The sequence below is a fragment of the Pseudomonas sp. AB6 genome, assembly GCF_034314105.1.
Classification (GTDB): domain Bacteria; phylum Pseudomonadota; class Gammaproteobacteria; order Pseudomonadales; family Pseudomonadaceae; genus Aquipseudomonas.
Window position 1 is genome coordinate 2,067,326 of the sequence record NZ_JAVIWJ010000001.1, and the last position, 14,430, is coordinate 2,081,755.

General features: G+C 55.0%; 11 protein-coding genes and 1 pseudogene. 1 reads left to right on the forward strand and 11 read right to left on the reverse strand.

All coding sequences use genetic code 11. From position 1 onward, the window contains the following. Positions 1-79: 79 nt before the first annotated feature. From RGW60_RS23790 to RGW60_RS09890, 7 genes and pseudogenes are all read right to left on the reverse strand, one after another. Positions 80-1,132: pseudogene (locus tag RGW60_RS23790) on the reverse strand (cache domain-containing protein); the annotation flags it as partial. Between the two features lie 238 nt (positions 1,133-1,370). Further along, on the reverse strand, positions 1,371-3,266 hold the full coding sequence (gene mrdA, locus RGW60_RS09865; protein WP_322204237.1) for a penicillin-binding protein 2: 1,896 nt from the start codon (positions 3,264-3,266) through the stop codon (positions 1,371-1,373). A 263-nt stretch (positions 3,267-3,529) separates the two neighbouring features. Continuing rightward, on the reverse strand, positions 3,530-4,495 hold the full coding sequence (araH, locus tag RGW60_RS09870) for an L-arabinose ABC transporter permease AraH (RefSeq protein WP_322204239.1): 966 nt from the start codon (positions 4,493-4,495) through the stop codon (positions 3,530-3,532). Between the two features lie 42 nt (positions 4,496-4,537). Beyond that, positions 4,538-6,052, reverse strand: coding sequence for an L-arabinose ABC transporter ATP-binding protein AraG (araG, locus tag RGW60_RS09875; RefSeq protein WP_322204242.1), 1,515 nt, complete (start codon positions 6,050-6,052; stop codon positions 4,538-4,540). A gap of 93 nt (positions 6,053-6,145) precedes the next feature. After that, positions 6,146-7,147, reverse strand: a complete 1,002-nt coding sequence (locus RGW60_RS09880) for a substrate-binding domain-containing protein (protein WP_322204244.1) — start codon at positions 7,145-7,147, stop codon at positions 6,146-6,148. Positions 7,148-7,356: 209 nt separating this feature from the next. Then, a complete protein-coding gene (locus tag RGW60_RS09885; protein ID WP_322204246.1) occupies positions 7,357-8,235 on the reverse strand; it encodes an SMP-30/gluconolactonase/LRE family protein in 879 nt (292 codons plus the stop codon). 58 nt (positions 8,236-8,293) lie between these two features. Then, entirely contained in the window at positions 8,294-9,031 is a 738-nt protein-coding gene (locus tag RGW60_RS09890) for a FadR/GntR family transcriptional regulator (protein WP_322204248.1), read from the reverse strand. Between the two features lie 310 nt (positions 9,032-9,341). Here RGW60_RS09890 and RGW60_RS09895 point away from each other — a divergent pair, with 310 nt between their 5' ends. Then, entirely contained in the window at positions 9,342-10,490 is a 1,149-nt protein-coding gene (locus tag RGW60_RS09895; RefSeq protein WP_407074093.1) for an aldose epimerase family protein, read from the forward strand. Between the two features lie 66 nt (positions 10,491-10,556). Here the strand turns inward: RGW60_RS09895 and RGW60_RS09900 are convergent, their stop codons facing one another. From RGW60_RS09900 to RGW60_RS09915, 4 genes are all read right to left on the reverse strand, one after another. Further along, entirely contained in the window at positions 10,557-11,351 is a 795-nt protein-coding gene (locus RGW60_RS09900; protein ID WP_322206887.1) for an ABC transporter permease, read from the reverse strand. After that, positions 11,351-12,070, reverse strand: coding sequence for an ABC transporter ATP-binding protein (locus RGW60_RS09905; protein ID WP_322204251.1), 720 nt, complete (start codon positions 12,068-12,070; stop codon positions 11,351-11,353). The genes RGW60_RS09900 and RGW60_RS09905 overlap by 1 nt, the downstream gene beginning before the upstream one ends. A 165-nt stretch (positions 12,071-12,235) precedes the next feature. Then, the gene (locus tag RGW60_RS09910) at positions 12,236-14,047 is read right to left on the reverse strand and encodes an ABC transporter ATP-binding protein (protein ID WP_322204253.1); all 1,812 of its coding nucleotides are present in this window, start codon (positions 14,045-14,047) and stop codon (positions 12,236-12,238) included. Positions 14,048-14,131: 84 nt separating this feature from the next. Next, complete coding sequence (locus RGW60_RS09915; protein WP_322204255.1) at positions 14,132-14,383, reverse strand: DUF1652 domain-containing protein; 252 nt, start codon at positions 14,381-14,383, stop codon at positions 14,132-14,134. Positions 14,384-14,430 lie beyond the last annotated feature (47 nt).

Consider the following 14,430-nt stretch of genomic DNA (forward strand, 5'->3'; position numbering starts at 1 on the left):
CACAGACCACGCGCGCAGCGACTTCACTGAGATGCGCAGCCGTACCCGCCACTTCTCGAATAGAACCATGGATGCGTCCGACAAAGTGGTTGAACGACTCCGCCAGCGCGCCGAACTCATCCTGAGCCTCGATGGCTAAACGTTTGGTCAAATCACCTTCTCCGTCTGCAATGTCGCGCATGGCGCGACCCATTTGATGCAACGGTTGCATCAGCACCCGGATCAAAAAGCCCAGCAATAACACCACCACAACCACAATGATGATCATTGCCGTCAGTGCGGAGGTGCGAAACTCACTGAGCATCGAATATGCGGCGTCTTGATCGAGCACCAGCGCTACATACCAGTTCGCCGACGACAGGCCCTCAACGTGGGTGAACGAGATAAATTCAGACTTGCCTTGCGCTGTGACCTCGACCACTCCCGGCGCGATTTTCGGGGTGCCGACGGGGTACGCATCGCTAAGATTCTTCAATACCAACTTGCTGTCGGGGTGAATCAATATCTTGCCGTCGCCACTGACGATGAAAGCATAACCATGACCGCCAAAGTTCAGGGCGTTGATAGTGCTACTGATGCTATCCAGCGCGATATCGGCGCCTGCTACACCGACGAACTGGTTGTCATGCTTGACCGGTAACGCCAAGGTGACGACCAACTTGCCAGAAGATGCCGCGATGTAGGGTTCGGTCACAATAGTGCTTTGAGCACTCACCGCCGCCTTATACCAACCGCGCTGGCGCGGATCGTAATCACTCGCGCGATTGCCCGCAGGAACTGAAAACATTACGCCGTCACTGGAACCGAAATAACTTAACTGGAAGTTGTCGGCATACGCAGGCAGACCCACCGCGCGCTGAAGAGTAGGCGTCGCAGTGCCATCGACGGCAATTTGTTGCGCCATGGATTGCAGCAGCTGGGTCCGGCTTTCCAGCCAAGTCTGAATGTTGTGGGTGGTTAGATTGCCCAGCTGTTGCAGTTCCAAAAACACATTGGCCTTCAGCGTTTCGCGTTGTCGGAAGTCGTTCACGACAATGAAAGCGGAAAAGGCGACCACGATAATTAACGTGGCGGCCAGCAGAATTTTCTTGCTGAAGCCCAAATTTTTGATCATACGAAACGTATCCGGCATAAAAGACAGCAATGGCGAGCGCACAAACCATGCGCACACGGAGATTGCGATGCAGCGTTGTACGGCTTTATGTCAACAAAAGGAAGAGTAATCGTCGTTCCCAAGAGGTTCATTCACAGAGGGTGCTTTGGCGCGACCAACACCGTCCTTGCAATCACTTCAAACGGATACGGTGCAGACCATGTGAAAGACGGTCGAGAGTGAATAATTCAATGCGCCACGTAGGATTTAGCACGCCTCAAACGTGCGGATCATTGGGCGGTTTGACGGCTGGAACTGCATATTGCGGTTTCAGCTTGCCGTCTTTGTCGAGCAACCAGGCGTCCAGGATTTGGCGCACCACGGGCCCCGCAACACGGCCCCCGGCCTCACCGTTTTCAATCATCACCGAGACCACTATTTTCGGTTTTTCAGCGGGGGCGAAACCGACGAACAAGGCATTGTCACGGTTACGTTCCAGAGTCTTCAAGCGGTTGTAACGCTCACCCTGTTTGATCGCAACCACTTGCGCTGTACCGCTTTTACCAGCAATTCGATATTGCACACCCACGGCCGCCGCACGGGCGATGCCTCGTGGATCGTGCATCACCATCTGCATACCGTGATTGACCTGCTCCCAATCGGCACTATTGTGCAGGACGATATTGGGCATCGGGTGCTCGTCAATCGGCATTACGCCGCCCACGGTTTTCGCCAAGTGCGGGCGGATCCATACGCCTTTGTTAGCGATGAGCGAGGTGGCCTGAGCCAATTGCAAAGGAGTGACCTGCATATAGCCCTGTCCGATACCAAGAATGACCGTTTCACCGGGAAACCAAACTTGTCGTCGAGTAGCCCGTTTCCATTCACGGGACGGCATCAAGCCCGGCGCTTCTTCGAACATGTCCAGTGAGACCTTCTGTCCAAGGCCAAACATTGTCATGTAGTCATGCATCCGATCGATGCCAAGCTTGTGAGCCAAGGTATAAAAGTAGGTGTCATTGGAGCGCATGATCGCCACATCCATATCCACCCAGCCATCCCCGCTGTGGTTCCAATTACGGTATTTATGGTCGTAATCCGGTAGCTGGAAATATCCGGGGTCAAACACTCGAGCCTGTGGCGTTATTACACCGCTATCGAGTCCGGCAATGGCCACCTCAGGTTTAATCGTCGAACCTGGGGCATACAAACCGCGCAGCACACGGTTGAACAACGGCCGGTCAACCGAATCGCGCAGCGCTGCGTATTCCTTGAAACTGATACCGGTGACGAACAGATTCGGATCGAAACTAGGCTTGCTGACCATCGCCAGCACCTCGCCGGTCTCAGGTTCCAGTGCCACCACCGATCCACGGCGATCGCCCAACGCCTCTTCGGCGGCTTCTTGCAAATGCACGTCCAGGCTCAAAACAATATTTTTGCCGGGGATCGGGTCCGTGTGTTTAAGCACGCGCAGCACCCGGCCTTGGGCATTGGTCTCGACTTCTTCATAGCCCACTCGCCCGTGCAGCTCAGACTCGTAGAATTTTTCAATACCGGTCTTACCGATGGATTGAGTGCCTCGGTATTCAACAGAATCCAGTTGTTTGGATTCTTTTTCGTTGATCCGGCCCACGTAACCAATCGAGTGGGCAAAATGCTCGCCAAACGGATAATGCCGAACGAACTGCGGCTCGACGTCTATACCTGGCAGCCGGAATTGGTTGACGGCAACTAACGCTATTTGCTCTTCGGTCAACTCATACAGCAGTGTCACCGGATCAAAATGGTGGCGCGCCTGCTTCAGGTCTTTGTCGAACAGAATGCGGTCTTCTTCCGGCAAGCTGAGAATACTGATCAGCGAGTCCAATACCTGACTCCAATCCCCGGAACGCTCACGGGTCATGATCAGGTTGAAACTCGGTCGGTTGTCGGCCAGCACAGTACCGTTACGGTCGTAGATGACGCCCCGCTCTGGGGTGATCGGCAGCACATGAACCCGGTTGTTTTCGGAAATGGTTGAGTGGTAGGCGAATTCGGTGACTTGGAGAAAGTACATTCTGCCGACCAGAATGCAGCTCAAAATGGTGACTAACAGACCACAGGCCGCCAATCTTTTATTGACCAGCTGCGTTTCTTTCTCATGGTCTTTTAAAGGAATCGGATCGGGCATTGCTACAGCTTCTCGTATAAAAAGGGGCATTTATCACAAATTGTGACGCACGATACCAAGAAGTACGGACCAATATAGATTCATCTGCCGGACGTATCCTTTGGACGTGGTGCGCCAGCGTGTAAACCATCGTAGTTTTTTGGTTTACACGCACGGTTACGGATGCAGGAACGGTAGGGTGTGGCGCGAATGCCCACGCGAGGATTGTAGGAGTTAAACCGTATTTTAAATCCGTGCTTGCAAATGAAATCTGAAGTTTAAGATCAGCGCCGTTTCATTCGGTCGATGATCACTGCGATCAGCAGAATCGTTCCGCGAATGACGTATTGATAAAAGGTGTCGATGTTCTTCAAGTTCATTGCATTTTCGATGATCGCAAGAATCAGCACCCCGGCGATGACATGCCGAATCATGCCAATGCCGCCGCTCAGGGACACCCCGCCCAGCACGCATGCCGAAATCACCGTCAGCTCAAAGCCTTGACCAATCATCGGTTGACCGGAGGTCATGCGCGAAGCCAATACCACCCCGGCCAACGCACCGATTAAACCATGCACCGCGAAGATGATGATTTTGGTTCGATCAACGTGTACGCCAGCGAGCAGCGCAGCTTCCTGATTACCCCCAATGGCCATGGTGTTGCGCCCGTAGGTGGTGTAATTCAGCAGCCAACCAAAGAACAAGAAGCACAACACGGTGATCACAATCGGCACCGGAACCCCATAGATTTGGCCATTACCAAAAACGAAAAAACCCTCATTCATCACTCCCACCGCTTTACCGTTGGAGAAGATGTAAGCCAAGCCGCGTACGATTTGCATGGTTGCCAACGTCGCAATCAGCGCATTTATGCGCAATTTGGCGATCACAATGCCGTTAACCAATCCCACCACCAAGCCCATGGCGAGGGCCGCGCAAACGCCCAGGAATACGCTGTTGGTGTCGCGAATAACCAAACCCGCTACCACCCCCGCACAGGCAATGACCGACCCTACCGACAAGTCAAAATGTCCGGATGCCAGGCAAAACAACATGGTGCACGCGGCGATCCCGACGGTGGACACCGCCAACCCTAGGCCGCGCATGTTTAAGGACGACATGAAGTTATCGATGAACAGTGCACAAAGCACAAAGATGGTCAGCGCAGCGAGAAGCATGACCCAGTCGTCGAAAAAACGACGCAGATTCAGTCGTAGTCGAGGAGCGGGCAGGCTATTTTCTTGTGACATATGTACCTCGTTTATATTTTTTCTAGTCAGCCACATAAGTAATTACCCGCGTGAGCGCGGAAGTGCCAATTGCAACAACCGCGACTCATCCGCTTGGTCACGAGACAGTTCGCCAGTGATAGCCCCTTCGCTCATCACCAAAATACGGTCGGAAATCCCCATAACTTCCATCAAGTCACTGGAGACGACAATCACTGCGATTCCGCTTGCAGCGAGCTTGTGAATGATTTGGTAAATTTCAGCTTTGGCCCCGATATCGATTCCGCGCGTCGGTTCATCAAGCAGCAATACTTTCATCGGCATCGACAACCAACGGCCCAAAATCACCTTTTGCTGATTGCCACCTGATAGATAGATTATCTGCTGGTCGGGCGATGGGGTTTTGATGTTCAGAGCACGAATTTGTTTGTCGGCGTTTTCACTTTCCCAACGCCCCTGAATCAGGCAACCCAAAGTGGCGTGGTTGCGACGTGCGCCCATATTGATGTTTTCGGCCACACTGGACAGCGGCACGATGCCTTCTTTTTTGCGGTCTTCGGGGCACAACAGCACGCCTGCGGCAATCGCATCGCGGGGCGAGTTCAACGTCAACGGCTTGCCTTCCAGCTGCAATTCGCCGCTTTTGCTGCGGGCCAGCCCTGAGAGTAAACGCAGCAGCTCGGTGCGCCCCGCTCCGACCAGTCCAAAGAAGCCTAGTATTTCGCCCTTGTCCACCGAAAAGCTAACCGGCTCCTGCAAGCCATGGCCCAGCAGACCTTTGACCCGGAGCGCCGTCCCTTGATGCTCCCGAGGCCGATAGTCGTAAATATCCTGAATATCGCGACCCACCATGCAGGTCACTAGTTGGTCATGGCTCAAGTCGCTCATGTGTTCAAAGGTGCGGACGAAACGGCCGTCCTTGAACACCGTAACAGCGTCGCAAATGCGGAAAATTTCTTCCATCCGGTGCGACACATACAAAATCACCCGCCCTTCATCACGCAGCTTGGCGATGATGGCCATCAAACGTTCGATTTCACGCGCCGACAAACTGCTGGTCGGTTCATCAAAGGCGATGACGTGGGCGTTGTGCGACATGGCTTTAGCGATTTCAACCAACTGCCGCTGCCCCAGTGACAAATCACCGAGCCGGGTTGATGGGTCAATTTCATCCGCCAGGCCTGTGAGCAATTCCCGTGCCCGACGCAACATGGCGCGTCGATTGACAACGCCGAAGCGCGACGGCATATGACCCAATAGCAGGTTTTCTGCCACGGTCATTTCCGGAACCAGTTGCAACTCCTGGTGGATCACCGCGACACCGCCAGCAATGCTGTCCGCTGCCGACTTGAAATGCATGGTGCGGTCACCGATCTGCAAGTTACCGCTGTTGGGCTGATAGGAACCGCCGAGAATTTTCAACAGCGTTGACTTGCCCGCGCCATTCTCGCCCATCAGTGCATGTACTTGATGAGGCCGAGCGACAAAACTGATTTCAGAAAGCGCACGCACACCCGGGAAAACCTTGCCGATATCATTGAACCGCAGACTTTCGCCCGCTTGCTGTTGTTCCAACATGAAACCACCTCTTACCTCGCTCCGGCGGCCGGAACGAGGTCTTACAGATGCCAGCCTGAACAGCCAGGCGCGCCAGGACAGAACAGACTCGGCTTACTTATAGAGGCCGATTTTGGTCAATACGTCTTTGAAGTTGGCGCGCGTAATCAGCGTGACATCGGCCAGCGCCGTGTATTTTGGCGGTTCTTTGCCAGTCGTCACCCACTCATACATCGACAGCGCGGTGCCATAGCCTTCTTTGTCCGGGCTTGGCAGCATCGAGCCGAAGAAGCCACTCTCTGGCTTCTTCAATTCGTCGATGGCATCAGTGCCGTTGATACCTATACCAATTACGTGTTTGGCATCGAAACCAGCGCTTTCAGTTGCCCGTACGCCACCCAAAACGGTGTTGTCGTTCATGCCGCCAACGATCAGGTTCTTCGCAGTATTTGGGAGTTTGACCAGTGCCGAATTGGTGGCATCCATGCTGCCTGGAACGTCGAGGGTTTTTTGCGCGGTATAGAGAACATGATCAGCAGGCAGGCCCGCTTTGGTTAGCGCATCCACCGAGCCGTCCGTGCGCTTCTTACCGGTGTCCAACTCGTTGTAGGTGTTAATCACAGCGTAGGTTTCTTTCCAGTCCCAGTTGCGATTTTTCGCTTCGGCTGCCATCGCGTTGCCCTGTTTCTGGCCCACCTCAAACGCAGCCATGCCCAGGTACGGCACGTCTTCCATGAACTTGCCATTGCCATCAACAAAACGGTCATCGACCGTCATGACTTTCAAGCCGTTGCGCTTGGCCTTGGCGACAATAGCGCTACCCAGCCCTACATCAGGTGCGCAGATGACGAAGCCTTTGGCACCGTTGGCGGCCAGACTGTCGATAGCAGAGAGGGTTTTTTCACCGTCGGGGACGGCGATTTTAATGACCGTAAAACCGTGTTCTTTACCGGCTTTTTCAGCGAAGGCCCATTCGGTCTGAAACCAAGGCTCTTCTGCCTGTTTGACCAAAAAACCGATTTTGACTTCTTCAGCAGATGCTGCGGAACCGAGTCCTACTATTGCAGTAGCGACAGCGGCACAGCACAGGGAACGAATCCCGTGACGACTCAACATAGCTAACTCCTTATTTTTATTGAATAGCTACAGCGTGAACGATTTTGGCGCAGCGGCTACCGACCCTCGAAGGGGAGACTGGACCCTTGAGAAAAGTCACAGCCAGAAGCCGATAAAACAGTCATATCATAAGATGAATGAAGCAAAGGTAACGTAGTGTCACCTGCGCTCAACCATCAGCCTGCCGACATCCATGACGAGGTCACCCATTAACCCGCAAACCGATGACAGGCCATACCCGCCACTCCGACCTGAGCCATGAGCAGCGCACCAGCAAGCACACCGTTAGCCGACGCCGGAGCCGCGCTGGTGACGTAAAGCGTAGACAAGTCCGGACCGCCAAAGACGCAACTGGTGGGGTGGCTGACGGGCAATTCCACTACTCGGTCAATGGCGCCGTCCGGGGCGAAACGAATCAGACAATGGCCATCCCATCGCGCGTTCCAGACGTATCCTTCAACATCCATGGCCGAACCATCAGGGTCACCGCGAGAGTGTGCGGCAGCCCAGATGGACCGCGCGCCCAAACGGCCATCGGACGTAATAGAGTAACGATAGATCACGCCATCAAGACTGTCGGCGCTGAACACTGCCGTCGCTTCACTGTTCCAAAGCAAGGTATTGACGATACCCTGCTCCGAAAGCAAGGGCGTGACGCTGGCGTCTGGATCGACGCGAAACAGACCGCCGGAGCGACGTATTACCGGCAGGTCACCGCCATAGGCATCCAGGTTATTTTGCATGCTACCAAGCCATAACCTCCCCTGCGCATCGCAACGCGCTTCATTGGGGCGATTACCCGCCACAGGGTCCACTAAACAGAATAAGGTCAGGTGCGGCTGATCCGACGGGGAACAAAGGTCCAGGCGGTAGACGCCGCTGGCCAGGGTGACTAATGCATCGCCCGATTCGCAGGGGATAAAAGCCGAAACCGGTTCAGCGAAGCGCCACTGGTGGTAGCGGCCATGGCTCAGGCGACAGGCTAGAAAACCCGCGATGTCGACCCAATACAAAGCCTCATGCTCGCGGTCCCAAAAAGGCCCTTCTGCCAGTTTGAAGCGCTTTTCAGACACAGGTAGCCAGTGCATAAATTGTCCTTATTCTTATTTTTTTTGCTGCTTCGTTTACAGCGTCTTCAGCGATCAATCAGCTAGGCTCCATCAAAACCGTTTGAGGCTCCGCAGGGCTTTTATGCGCAGCGTAATACCGCGAAATAGTCACTGAGGCCTGCTCGATCAGGCTCATACACGCCCAAACGCCCCGCGCGGCATCACGTGCGGCAATCGCGTCAGCTAATTCCTTGTGCAGCGGCAATGTTTTACCCAATTCCTGGGGCGCCGCTGACGTCACCTCAAACGACACTGCCAGCAAGGTTCCTAACGCCGGCAGCATTTGCTCGATGAATTGATTATGGCTGGCAGCCAGCACTGCTTCATGGAAACGTTGGTCGGCACGGTTGTATTCCCCCTTGTTATCCAACGAAGCCTCCAGCGCGCGATAGGCCTGCAGGATTTCGACAATCTGCTGCGGGCTTGCACGTTCACAGGCCCACCGCACCGCCATTGGTTCAATGGTGCGTCGCAAATCCAGCAGGTCCAAGACGAAGTTTTCCGGCAACCCTTTCTTTGCCAGCCAACCTACCACCTGCGGATCAAACAAATTCCAACTGCGTATCGGCAGCACTCTGGTCCCGACTTTCGGCCCCACTTCCAGAATACCCTTGGCGACCAGCGTCTTGATAGCCTCGCGGATTACCGTGCGGCTGACCCCCAATTCCTCACACAGCGCGGCTTCAACTTTAAGGGTTTGCCCTGGCAAAACATGGCCCGCTGCAATCCACGTACCCAGCCAATCCACGGTCGACGCATGATAATTACTGCTCATCCCCAGCGCCTCTGTCTGCGGCTACTTCCGCAAATTTAGGCTAATCATCATACGATTAGCTGTCAAACGACTATGCTGCTTTGTCGATGGGCGCTTAGCGTAAGATCGATCACTGCCGAACACTAAATAGTATTACGATTGATTTTTCAAGTGGTGTCTTTTGAGCTATAAAACTCGAATAGTGATTTTATAGAGCTGAATAGTCTGACCAATAGGAGGCGATATCCCCAAAGAAACCGAAACAACCGTCAGGAAAACTGCGTTTTCAAACCCTACTCTGTTCAAAAATAAAAAAGGAAAGGTAGATATGATGCATCGCACATTCACCCTCAGCGGCCTCGGACTGTCCTTGATGATCGCCACTCTTTCTGCGCACGCCGCTGGCCTGACCAGCGAACACAGCACCTTCGGCACCACCACCGACGGCGCGCCCATCGAGAAATACACGCTGCGCAACAGCCACGGCATGCAAGCCAGCATCATTACCTGGGGCGGCGTTTTGCAATCGCTGATCGTTCCGGATAAAAACGGCAAGGCCGACGATGTAGTGTTGGGCTTTGATGATATCCAGGGCTATCAAGCCAACCCAACGGTGTACTTCGGCGCGACAATCGGTCGTTTCGGCAACCGAATCGCCGGGGGCAAATTCTCACTGGACGGCAAGCAATACCAAGTGCCCACCAACGATGGCCCGAATTCGCTGCACGGCGGCAGCCAAGGCTTTGACAAGCGCGTCTGGAAAGCCGAGGACAGCAAAGAAAAAGGTTGGGTAGGCGTCACGTTGACCTACGTTTCTCCGGACGGCGAAATGGGCTTTCCCGGCAAACTGGAAACCCACGTCACCTACAGCCTTAACGAAAAAAACGAGCTGCGCATTCAATATCGCGCCACTACCGATAAACCGACTGTGCTCAATCTGACCAACCACAGCTATTTCAATCTAGCGGGCGCGGGCAACGGCGATGTTCTGAAACAAGTAGCGACGGTGCATGCAAGCACTTACACACCGGTCAACGGCACGCTGATTCCGACTGGAGAATTGGCACCGGTCGCTAGCACCCCAATGGACTTTCGCCACCCAACGGCGTTCGGCAAAAACATTCACGCCGACCACCCGCAGTTGAAATTCGCTGAGCCCAAGCAAGGTGGTTTTGACTTTAACTGGGTACTGGACACTAAAGGCAACGTCGGCAAACTGGCCGCCGAAGTACGCGACCCCCAATCTGGGCGGCATTTGCAGCTCTACACCACAGAGCCCGGTGTGCAGCTTTATACCGGCAATTTTCTCGACGGCACGATCAAGGGCAAAGCAGGAAAGATTTATCCACACTGGGGTGCGTTTACCCTGGAAACCCAGCACTATCCAGACGCCCCGAACCAGCCTGACTTCCTGAGTACACGTCTGGACCCTGGCAAGGTTTACACCCAAACCACGCTGTTCAAGTTTTCAGCCAAATGAAACCGGCTCATCCCGGCTAAACAAGCGTCGAGCTTAGGCATCGCGACCCATCCGCACCGCGATGCCTTACGCGCGCACTAGCAGCTTGGACGCCAGAAACCGATGATCCGCCGAAAACAGCCGTCGATAGGTGAGTAACACCGCGAGTACCGTTCCTAAACCGGAAGCGGCCGCGATCAAAAACATGATGATGATTTGATAGCGTACCGCCTGAATCGGCGACTGGCCCGCCAGTACCTGCCCGGTCATCATCCCCGGCAAGCTGACCAATCCCACCACCGTCATTTGATTCAGCGTCGGAATCATGCCGGCCCGTACCGCTTGCCGAGCGGGGCCTTGCGCCGCTTCCCAGCGCGATGCACCCAGCGCCAAGCTCATCTCCACCACCGTTCGCCCGGCCGTCAATTCTTGGGTCATTCGTTCGATGCCCAGCGAAACGCCGGTCAGAGTGTTGCCCAGAATCATGCCGAGGATCGGGATCGCATACTGCGGCTCATACCACGGATGAATCCGAATGATCGCGAATAACCCCACCGCCGCCACCAGCCACGAACTGAGCCAGATCGACACTATGCTGTCGAGGCGTTGGCCCACGTACGTGCGTCTGCCACGCTCCGACGCGGACAACCCGGCAATCAAGGTCATTGCAGACATCAACGGCAACACCACGTACCACTCGCCGTGGCCGAACACCCAACCCAGCACGTAACCAACGGCCAGTAATTGCACAACTGTACGAACTGCCGCCACCGCAAGCTTGCGCTCCAGATCAAGCTTTAACATCAGCGACAGCACCCCGTTGATCAAGATCAATGAGGACGCAATAGCGATGTCTATCAACGACAGGTTTTGATAATCCATCATGGGAGTTCCTCGCTCAAAATACCGGCCAGCATCGTCAGCTGACGCCCACTCATTCGCTGTGCCTGCGCTTGATCGTGGGACACCCATAAATAGGCCCGCCCACGGTCTTTGGCTGCGTTGAACCAGGCAGTGACCAGCGCTTCAATTTCTTGCGAAGATTCCGGGTCAAGCGCAGCCGTAGGTTCGTCGAGCAGCAGGACATCGGGTTGCAGTTGCAGCACACGGATCAAGGCCGCAATTTGCGCCTCCCCTCCCGACAATTCGCTTGACTGCTTGTCAAGAAAACCATCATCCCTCCCCGCCTGTTTCGCCAGTCGCACCGCCGCTTCGCGACTAAAGTGCAGGTCGCTGTAAACCTTCAGGGTAAACGGATACCGCAGGTTGTCCTCGACCGTACCTTCCAACATAGCCGGACGCTGGGCGATGTAGCTGACATGACGTCGAAAGGCTGGGATGCCCCCACCACTCACCGGTATGTTGCGCCAAAAAACCTGGCCAGCATCGAGTGAATCCAACAATGCCAAGGCACGAAGAAACACGCTTTTCCCCGACCCCGACGGTCCGGTCACCGCCACCCGGTCACCTGCGGCCAAGCTGAAATCCACGCAATTGAGCAAGTGGGCGTGGCTTTTTGCGTTATAGCGCATTAGCCCGGTGGCCTTGAGAAGAATCTGCGCAGGCATCGATGACGATGGTTTGGGTGGAGAAAGCGTCATTGGATTACAGGTTCTCTGTGGTAATCAGCAAGGGTCGCAGCATAAGCGAAGGCAGGCGTGCGTAGCAGCCAACTTGTTGGTGAGGCATTGGTGCGAACACGTTCGCTCCTGTGAGCGTTGGCCTGTATTTGCTGCGCCCCAGCGCTCCATAGAATCGCGCTCTGACTACCGATACCCCCGAGCCTGTAAGTCAAACAACTGCGCGTAGCGACCGCCCGCCGCCACCAAGCTGTCGTGGTCGCCGCGTTCAAGTACCCTGCCCTGGTCCAGTACCATGATGTGGTCCGCGTTGCGCACGCTGGAAAAACGGTGCGAGATCAACAGCGTCATGCGGCTTTTAGCGTGTTCGCGAAAGTGCTCGAACACCGCCGCTTCGGCAGCGGCATCGAGGGCGGCCGTGGGTTCGTCGAGGATGAGGATGTCAGCGTTACGGCGCATGTAAGCCCGAGACAGGGCTATTTTCTGCCATTGACCACCGGATAGCTCTTGGCCTCCGGCAAACCAGCGGCCTAGCTGGGTGGCAAAGCCGCCGTCCAGCGCTTCGATGAATTCTGCCGCCATGCCTTGAGTCGCGGCTTGGCGCCAGCGGGATTCGTCGTTAAAGGCGTCGATATCGCCGACGCCAAGGTTTTCACCCACCGTTAGCTGATAACGGATGTAATCCTGGAATATCACCCCGATCCGCCGCCGCAATGCGTCTTCGCTCCAGTCGTTAAGGTCGCTGCCATCCAGCAGGATGCGGCCTTGATCGGGGCGATATAGCCGGGTCAGCAACTTGATCAAGGTGGTCTTGCCTGAGCCGTTTTCGCCCACCAGAGCCACGCTAAACCCCGGCTGCAAATGCAAATCGATATTTTCCAGGGTGGCGCGCTGGGCGTCCGGGTAAGTGAAACCCACGCCTTCGCAGCGCAGGCCGTCGCCAGGCAGCACGCCGTGGACCAGCCCACCTGTTTCGATGATCACCGGTTGCGCCAGATACTCGTAGAGGTTGGACAGGTACAGGCCGTCTTCATATAAACCGCTGATAGCACTGAGGCTACTGCTCACCGCACTTTGCCCTTGCTTGAACAGCACCAAGTACATTGTCATTTGCCCCAGGCTGATCAAGCCGTTCACCGTATCGATCACGACCCAGGCGTACGCTAGATAAAACGCGCTGGTACCCAGTAGGCCAAGGAGAAAGCCCCAACTATCACGGCGCAGAGTCAAACGACGGTCTTCGCTGTAGAGCTTGGTAAAGGTGTCCCGATAACGCTGCAACAGAAGCGGCGCAAAGCCAAACAGCTTGACCTCTTTGATGTAGGTCTCATGGGAGAGCAGGGTTTCAATATAGTTTTGGTGGCGGGTTTCCGGGGCGCGGCGGCTAAACAAACGAAAGGCATCGCCGGAGAAATGCGCTTCGGCGAAGAACACGGGCAATGCGCCGAGAATCAATATCGCTAGCGCCCAGGGTGAGAAATGCACCAGTAGCACGGCAAAGCTGATCAGAGAAATAAGGTTCTGGATCAGGCCCAGGGATTTGGTGACCAAGGCCAGTGGGCGAGTCGAGGCTTCGCGGCGAACGCGAACCAATTTGTCATAAAATTCGGAATTTTCGAACTGCACCAGCGATAGGGTTTGGGCCTTTTCCAGAATCAGGGTGTTGACCTTCTGCCCCAGTTGCACCCGCAACAGCGACTGTTGAACCGAGAGGCCCCGTTGTGCGCCCGCCAACAGCGCCAGCACACCTGCTTCGAATAATACGTAACGCAACACAGGCCATAACGGAGCGCTGCCTTGACTCGCGTGCAACTGCATGGCCGCAACCACTGCATCGACAATTCGCTGCCCGAGCCATGCGGCTAATGCGGGTAGCACCCCGGCTATCAGGGTTGCCACGACCAAACCGATAAACAGCCCCCGCGAGGTACTCCAGACCAGTTCCAAGGCACGCTTCGCTTGGTCGATAAATGAGGCGAAGCGTCTGACAACTAGCATGCACATAGGGCTCCGAGAATACGTAGCCGCATTGTGGCGTCATTACGCAGGGACATCCAGTTGCCGAACGCACAGCCAATCGATCTAATCGCTTACCTGCACGGCCCTGAACGTATTGCTCCGCATCTCTTCGCGCAGCTCTTCGATCATATTGGCGACATCATCAGCGTCGTTGAGCCTTTCCATTACGATCCCGGTTACCACCAAATCGACACGTCCGGTAACCGGGTCAAAAATCCGGACCGTGAGCGATGCATCGGCACCCAGCGTGCATTCACAGGCCAAGGGCATAAAACTTTTTTTCAGGCAGCGACTTACATAGGACAGAGCAAACACAGGGGCATGCTCCTCTTGAAAAGAGGTTTAAGATTCATAGACGCAAT

Bases quoted from the DNA above. Each gene is read 5' to 3' on its own strand.
- mrdA (WP_322204237.1), bottom strand. From the start codon at position 3,266: ATGCCCGATCCGATTCCTTTAAAAGACCATGAGAAAGAAACGCAGCTG.
- araH (WP_322204239.1), bottom strand. From the start codon at position 4,495: ATGTCACAAGAAAATAGCCTGCCCGCTCCTCGACTACGACTGAATCTG.
- araG (WP_322204242.1), bottom strand. From the start codon at position 6,052: ATGTTGGAACAACAGCAAGCGGGCGAAAGTCTGCGGTTCAATGATATC.
- RGW60_RS09880 (WP_322204244.1), bottom strand. From the start codon at position 7,147: ATGTTGAGTCGTCACGGGATTCGTTCCCTGTGCTGTGCCGCTGTCGCT.
- RGW60_RS09885 (WP_322204246.1), bottom strand. From the start codon at position 8,235: ATGCACTGGCTACCTGTGTCTGAAAAGCGCTTCAAACTGGCAGAAGGG.
- RGW60_RS09890 (WP_322204248.1), bottom strand. From the start codon at position 9,031: ATGAGCAGTAATTATCATGCGTCGACCGTGGATTGGCTGGGTACGTGG.
- RGW60_RS09895 (WP_407074093.1), top strand. From the start codon at position 9,342: ATGCATCGCACATTCACCCTCAGCGGCCTCGGACTGTCCTTGATGATC.
- RGW60_RS09900 (WP_322206887.1), bottom strand. From the start codon at position 11,351: ATGGATTATCAAAACCTGTCGTTGATAGACATCGCTATTGCGTCCTCA.
- RGW60_RS09905 (WP_322204251.1), bottom strand. From the start codon at position 12,070: ATGACGCTTTCTCCACCCAAACCATCGTCATCGATGCCTGCGCAGATT.
- RGW60_RS09910 (WP_322204253.1), bottom strand. From the start codon at position 14,047: ATGCTAGTTGTCAGACGCTTCGCCTCATTTATCGACCAAGCGAAGCGT.